The sequence below is a fragment of the Mesorhizobium sp. M2C.T.Ca.TU.002.02.1.1 genome, assembly GCF_003997225.1.
On record NZ_RZTO01000334.1, the window covers coordinates 1 to 6,130 of the forward strand.

Annotated in this window: 8 protein-coding genes; 7 read left to right on the forward strand and 1 reads right to left on the reverse strand. The window is 63.3% G+C overall.

Annotation, left to right across the window (positions count from 1 at the left end; all coding sequences use genetic code 11):
- Window positions 1–308: 308 nt before the first annotated feature.
- From EOD07_RS18320 to EOD07_RS18335, 4 genes are all read left to right on the forward strand, one after another.
- On the forward strand, window positions 309–1,481 hold the full coding sequence (locus EOD07_RS18320; protein WP_127236476.1) for a cystathionine beta-lyase: 1,173 nt from the start codon (window positions 309–311) through the stop codon (window positions 1,479–1,481).
- A 169-nt stretch (window positions 1,482–1,650) separates the two neighbouring features.
- Window positions 1,651–2,349 carry an RNA polymerase sigma factor gene (locus tag EOD07_RS18325; RefSeq protein WP_245470216.1) on the forward strand — a complete coding sequence of 233 codons (699 nt, stop codon included), beginning with the start codon at window positions 1,651–1,653 and terminating at the stop codon, window positions 2,347–2,349.
- 211 nt (window positions 2,350–2,560) lie between these two features.
- Complete coding sequence (locus tag EOD07_RS18330) at window positions 2,561–3,085, forward strand: DUF4142 domain-containing protein (RefSeq protein ID WP_127236477.1); 525 nt, start codon at window positions 2,561–2,563, stop codon at window positions 3,083–3,085.
- Complete coding sequence (locus EOD07_RS18335; protein WP_127236478.1) at window positions 3,082–3,390, forward strand: cupredoxin family copper-binding protein; 309 nt, start codon at window positions 3,082–3,084, stop codon at window positions 3,388–3,390. Before EOD07_RS18330 ends, EOD07_RS18335 begins: the two co-directional genes overlap by 4 nt.
- 43 nt (window positions 3,391–3,433) lie before the next feature.
- On the opposite strand, the gene EOD07_RS18340 is transcribed toward EOD07_RS18335, so the two are convergent.
- On the reverse strand, window positions 3,434–4,054 hold the full coding sequence (locus EOD07_RS18340; RefSeq protein WP_127236481.1) for an ABATE domain-containing protein: 621 nt from the start codon (window positions 4,052–4,054) through the stop codon (window positions 3,434–3,436).
- 373 nt (window positions 4,055–4,427) lie between these two features.
- Here EOD07_RS18340 and EOD07_RS18345 point away from each other — a divergent pair, with 373 nt between their 5' ends.
- The 3 genes from EOD07_RS18345 to EOD07_RS18350 all read left to right on the forward strand — a co-directional run.
- Window positions 4,428–5,270, forward strand: coding sequence for an alpha/beta hydrolase (locus tag EOD07_RS18345; protein WP_127236479.1), 843 nt, complete (start codon window positions 4,428–4,430; stop codon window positions 5,268–5,270).
- Between the two features lie 20 nt (window positions 5,271–5,290).
- Window positions 5,291–5,425: a hypothetical protein gene (locus tag EOD07_RS39085; protein WP_281059068.1), complete on the forward strand. Its 135-nt coding sequence runs from the start codon at window positions 5,291–5,293 to the stop codon at window positions 5,423–5,425.
- Window positions 5,426–5,678: 253 nt separating this feature from the next.
- On the forward strand, window positions 5,679–6,130 hold a 452-nt coding region (locus EOD07_RS18350), incomplete at its 3' end, for an HPP family protein (RefSeq protein ID WP_206519491.1).

Consider the following 6,130-nt stretch of genomic DNA (forward strand, 5'->3'; position numbering starts at 1 on the left):
TTATTCCTGTGAGGTCAAGGGAAATGACCGAATCCGGGGAGGTTCGAAAAGCAATTGCCGCAAATGCCTGAATTGCGGACAAGAGCCCATGAAATCGGCAGGCCATGCGAACAAATCAGCCAAGTTGCGTCGTTGCGAATCCATGGCCCGGCGGCCGAATCCGCTTCGGCAATAGCAGTGCTTTATTGGGCGCGCACGCCATTGGATTGGCCTAGCGGAAGACCGGCCTTTGGCGGGCCCGGCGCGGTTGCGCGGGCTTTACCGCCGCTTTATGGCTCTCATTCACATCATTTGACGGGCGACGAACCATGGCTAAGGACGGCATCGAAATGGGCATCAACACGCTGCTTGCCCATTCCGGCAACAATCCGCGCGATTATTTCGGCTTCGTCAATCCGCCGGTCGTGCACGCCTCGACAGTGCTCTATCCAGACGCGGCATCCATGGCCGGACGCAGCCAGAAATACACTTACGGCACGCGCGGCACGCCGACGATGGACGCGCTGACGCTCGCCGTCGATGCGCTGGAAGGCTCGGCCGGAACCATCGCCGTTCCTTCGGGTCTCGCCGCGGTGACGGTGCCGCTGCTCGCCTTCCTTGCCGCGGGAGATCACCTGTTGATCGTCGACAGCGTCTACCACCCGACGCGCCACTTCGCCGACACGATGCTGAAGCGGCTCGGCGTCGAGGTCGAATATTACGAGCCGCGCATCGGCGCCGGCATCGCGTCGTTGATGAAGCCCAACACCAAGGTGGTGTTCACCGAATCGCCGGGATCGAACACCTATGAGGTGCAGGATATCCCCGCTATCGCGAAGGCGGCGCATGAGGCGGGCGCCATCGTGATGATGGACAACACCTGGGCGACGCCGCTCTACTTCAAGCCGCTCGACCATGGCGTCGACATCTCGATCCATGCGGCGACGAAATATCCGGCCGGCCATTCCGACGTGCTGCTCGGCCTGGTGTCGGCCAACGAGGCCTGTTGGAAGCAGCTCTATGACGGCTTCTGCACGCTCGGCTGCTGTTCCGGTCCCGACGACGTCTACCAGGTGCTGCGCGGCCTGCGCACCATGGGGGTGCGGCTCGAGCATCACCGCAAGAGCGCGCTCGACATCGCGCGCTGGCTCGAGGAACAGCCGGGCGTCGCGCAAGTGCTGCACCCGGCGTTGGAAAGCCATCCCGACCATGCGCTATGGAAGCGCGATTTCTGCGGCTCGAGCGGCGTCTTCTCGGTCGTGCTCAAGGGCGGCGGGCAGAAGGCGCAGCACGCCTTCCTCGACGCGCTCAGGATCTTCGGGCTCGGCTATTCCTGGGGCGGCTATGAGAGCCTCGCCGTTCCGGTCTTCCTCGGCGACCGCACACTTGCCAAGGGTTCGTATGCCGGATCACTGATCCGGCTGCAGATCGGGCTGGAGGACGTCGAGGACCTCAAGGCCGACATTCGCCGCGGCCTGGCCGCGGCGGCCGCCGCCGAGTGACGGGGCTGATCGGCGAAAGCTTCCATAGAGCGACAGAAGAGCGACAGACCGAGAGCAGCAGACAGGCCTCGGCCGAAGCGGTAGCATGGCCCGCGCAACCAACCTGGGAACCTTTTACCGGCAGGCGCATCCAATGCGGATGTAACGACCGCCGGGAGATCTGGACGAGATGAGAAAGCGTGCCATGCAAGCCGCCGAGGTCGGCCCGGTCGAGGCCGGCGACATGGCACTGGTGCGCCGGGCGCTTGCACGCGATCCGGACGCGTTCCGCGCCATCATCAAGACGCACAACCAGCGGCTTTACCGCATCGCGCGCGGCGTCGTGCGCAATGACGCGGAGGCCGAAGACGTCTTGCAGGAAACCTATATGCGCGCCTTCAGCAGCCTAGGCGCCTTTCGCGGCCAGGCCTCGCTTTCGACCTGGCTATCGCGCATAGCCATCAACGAAGCGCTCGGCCGGCTGCGAAAGCGCAAGCGCATCGTGGCGATGCCCGGAAATCCGGAAGCGCAGATCATCCGGTTTCCCTTGAACCAAAACGACGTGAATCCAGGTGACGATCCGGAGCGGACTATGGCGCAGCGGCAGATCCTCGGGCTTGTCGAACGGGCAACCGACAGGCTTCCCGATGTCTATCGCACCGTCTTCGTCGCCCGAGTCATCGAAGGCCTCAGCATCGAGGAAACCGCCGACCTGCTGGGCGTGAAGCCCGAGACGGTGAAGACCAGGCTACACCGGGCGCGAGCGCTGGTGCGAAAGGCGCTGGACGAGGAGATCGGCCCGGTGCTGCTCGACGCCTTCCCCTTCGCCGGCCGGCGCTGCGAGCGGCTGACGCAGGCGGTCATGAGAAGGCTGGGATTCGAGCCCTGAAGCGCGTCGCGATCTTTCAGATTCGCTCCATGCGCTTTAGTTTTTGATTTTACGCAGGTCTTTATCCCGAAACCGGTTCCCACTTTCGGGAGACATGCCTTAATTTCGATCTCCCGACCTTTTCCCGGGAACGTTTCGTTCTCGACCGCATCCAATGGCAGTCAACACCAGATGAAGCCCGAGGCCAGTGCCGCCGGGCGAAGGAGATGCCATGTTCATGCGATCGACCGCCACCCTCGCCGCTCTTTTCCTCGTTAGCACGGCGCCGCTGGCGCCAGCCGCCGAAAAGCCCACCGATCCTCAGATTGCCCACATCGCCTATACGGCCGGCACGATCGACATCGAAGCGGCCAAGCTGGCGATCAAGAAGTCGAAAAACAAGGAGATCGTCGACTTCGCCAAGGACATGGAGCGCGACCACGAGGCGGTGAACAAACAGGCGCTCGACCTTGTGAAGAAGCTGAAGGTCACACCCGAGGACAACGACACCAGCAAGGCGCTGGCCAAAGCCGCGAAGGAGGAGCACGCCAAGCTGGCGAAGCTGAAGGGGGCAGCCTTCGACAAGGCCTATATCGAGAACGAAGTGGCCTATCACAAGCAGGTCGACAGCGCGCTCGAAACCCTGCTCATCCCTTCGGCCAGCAATGCCGAGCTGAAGAGCCTGCTGGAGACCGGCCTCAAGATCTTCCAGGGGCATGAGCAGCATGCTGAACATGTCGCCGGCATGCTGAAATGAGGGTGCTGCTTCTTGCGCCTATGCTGGCGACGGCGCTCTTCGCGTCGCCGGCCTTCGCGGCGACCATCGAGGTGACGATCGACAAGCTGGTCTTTTCGCCTGCAAGCGTCCAGGCCAAGGTCGGCGATACGATCGAGTGGACGAACAATGACATCCTCGCCCACACCGCCACCGTCAAAGGTGGCTGGGATGTGATGATCCCCGCAAAATCGAAAGGCAAATTCACGCTGAAAGCGGCTGGAGCGGTCGACTATTTCTGCCGCTTCCACCCCAACATGAAAGGTCATATCGACGTAGCGCCTTGATCGGACCTACCAGTCGAGCGAGGCGCGGCGCGCCTCGCTCGACTCAGTAATGGTCGTGATCCTTGTGCCGGTGCCGGTGCGCGGCCTGTTTTGCCCGGTTGCCACAGGCGGCCATGCTGCACCAGCGGCGCCTGTGGCCGCGGGTATGGTCGGCAAAAAGCAGGGTGCAGGCCGGACCTTCGCAAGCCTTCACATGTGAAAAATCTTCGGTGCAGACGAGTTTGGCCAGCGCCTCGCCGATCGGCAGCAGCAGCGCCTCGGGCGTACGCCATTTGCGAGCCGTCTGAAGCGCGAACGGCGTGCCGCCGCCGGCCGGCGCGATCTGGTTGAAGGTCTCGTCGCGTTCCAGCAGGCGGTTGAGCGGATCGAGCTCCGCCAAGTCCGCGGCCATCAACGCTCGCCCCTTGTGGCGGTACACAAAGCCCCGGAACCACTCACGCAAATGCCGCGCCTGATCGGCGACCTTGTCGAGCTCGCCAGGCAGCGCCTGGCCGCGCATGGTTGCCAGCGCTTCCGCCGGCACCAAGCCCCCCTGCCCGAGCCAGTCCAGCAAGCCTTCGCCGTCGGCGATCCAATCAACGGGCGTATCGATGGGGGTCGCGATCGAGTTCAAAAAATCGAGGCCAGGCGCGTCGCCGACAAAAAGCGCGGGTGAGCGAACCATTCGGAACTCCAATTTCATGCCAGGCAACTTCGACGCGGGCATCCGTGAACACGACTCCGTGATAACCGGTTCGTGGCTTATTGACAAGTTATGCGATCCACTCGTAACCTTTCTAAATCAATCAATACGGTTATCGACTCAACAAGAGGAGCAAGCTATCCGCGAAGCCGATGAATGTCGCGCCGATCCATGGCGCTGAGCCGCCGGATCGAGCTGCGCGTTCAGGGAGGCGCAGACACGCGCTCGGTGCTGGATCGCCCACCGCGCCATACGCCATCGTCGAGGTCATCCTAGAGGCCGAGTGAAGCTGACGGCTGGGTATCTAAAATAACCCTATAACTGGAACTAAAAGAGTTATGAAATGGAGAGAAAAATGACTGCTTACAGAACGGTGAACGTCGACGGCTTCAATGTCTTCTATCGCGAAGGCGGCCAGCCCGGTGCGCCGAAACTGCTCTTCCTGCACGGCTTCCCGAGCTCGAGCCACATGTTCCGCGACCTCATTCCGCTGCTCGCCGACCGTTTCCATATCGTTGCGCCCGACCTGCCGGGCTTCGGCCGCTCCGACATGCCGCAGGCCAGCGACTTCGCCTACACCTTCGACCGCATCGCCGGGATCATCGACCGCTTCACCGAAGTGGTCGGCTTCGACCGCTACGCCATCTATGTCTTCGACTACGGCGCGCCGACCGGGCTCCGGCTGGCGGTGAAGCATCCCGAGCGCATCACCGCGATCATTTCGCAGAACGGCAACGCCTATGAGGAGGGTCTGAGCGACGGCTGGAACCCTATCCAGGCCTATTGGCGGGATCCTTCGCCCGCCAACCGCGAAGCGCTGCGCGGCTTCCTCAAGCCGGAAGCGGTCGCCTGGCAATACACGCATGGCGCCCCGGCAGAGATGGTCGGGCCCGACGGGCACTCCCTGGACAGTTTCTATCTCGCCCGCCCCGGCAATGAGGAGGTGCAGCTCGACCTGTTCGGCGACTATAAGAGCAACGTCGCGCTCTACCCGACCTTCCAGGCCTATTTCCGCACCCACAAGCCGCCCTTCCTCGCGGTGTGGGGCAAGAACGATCCCTTCTTCCTGCCGCCCGGCGCCGAGGCGTTCAAGCGCGACATGCCGGATGCCGTGGTGCGCTTCCTCGACACCGGCCACTTCGCGCTCGAAACCCATGCCGGAGAAATCGCCGCCGTAATCCGCGACTTCCTCGGCTGATCGGGAAAGAAGAGTTCGCCATGTCGAAATCCGTCGCAGCCATCACCGGGGCCGGCCATGGCATCGCCAAGGCCACCGCCAGCCGGCTGGGCGCGGGACTTTTCCGCGCCGGTGCTGGTCGCCCGGGACCGAGCGAAGCTGGAAGAGATGGCTGAGGCGGGCCGGCGCCGAAGTGCTGGTCATCGATGCCGGTAGCGAAGCCTGCGAGCGCCGGCCCTAATCCGTGAACGGCCATAGCACCTTGGCGCGATCGAGAAAGCCAAGGCCGCTGTCGGCACGTCCCACGCGCCTCATCGCGCAATAATATTCTCTTCGGCCGCGAGTATACGGATTGGTTTGGCTTCCAAATCCGTGACTTCAGCGGCATTGCGAGCAGCGCAATTCCACCCATTCGCTCCAGGGCCTGCCATGGCGTTTCGCCTCTTCGTTCCGATCCTCGCCGGCGCGACGCTTCGCGAACGGCTGCTTGCCTGTATCGGCGCGACCATCGGCATCGCACTTACCGGGATGATCAGCGGGCTCGCCATGGGCAGCGGCCCGCTTGTGGCGATGCTGGTCGCACCGATGGGCGCTTCCGCCGTGCTCCTCTTTGCCGTTCCGTCGAGCCCGCTGGCGCAGCCCTGGTCGATCATCGGCGGCAACACGATTTCAGCGCTGGTCGGCGTGACGGTCGCGCATTTCGTGCATGACACTGTGATGGCCTCCGGCCTTGCGGTAGCGCTGGCGATCGCCGCCATGTCGTTCACGCGCTCATTGCATCCGCCGGGAGGTGCCGCGGCACTCACCGGCGTGCTCGGCGGACCGGCGGTTGCCGCCGCGGGCTTCCTGTTTCCCTTCGTGCCGGTGGCGCTGAATTCGAC

Excerpts from the sequence above, each read along its gene's own strand:
- EOD07_RS18330 (WP_127236477.1), top strand. The coding sequence starts at position 2,561 with ATGTTCATGCGATCGACCGCCACCCTCGCCGCTCTTTTCCTCGTTAGC.
- EOD07_RS18320 (WP_127236476.1), top strand. The coding sequence starts at position 309 with ATGGCTAAGGACGGCATCGAAATGGGCATCAACACGCTGCTTGCCCAT.
- EOD07_RS18335 (WP_127236478.1), top strand. The coding sequence starts at position 3,082 with ATGAGGGTGCTGCTTCTTGCGCCTATGCTGGCGACGGCGCTCTTCGCG.
- EOD07_RS18340 (WP_127236481.1), bottom strand. The coding sequence starts at position 4,054 with ATGGTTCGCTCACCCGCGCTTTTTGTCGGCGACGCGCCTGGCCTCGAT.
- EOD07_RS18345 (WP_127236479.1), top strand. The coding sequence starts at position 4,428 with ATGACTGCTTACAGAACGGTGAACGTCGACGGCTTCAATGTCTTCTAT.
- EOD07_RS18325 (WP_245470216.1), top strand. The coding sequence starts at position 1,651 with ATGAGAAAGCGTGCCATGCAAGCCGCCGAGGTCGGCCCGGTCGAGGCC.
- EOD07_RS39085 (WP_281059068.1), top strand. The coding sequence starts at position 5,291 with ATGTCGAAATCCGTCGCAGCCATCACCGGGGCCGGCCATGGCATCGCC.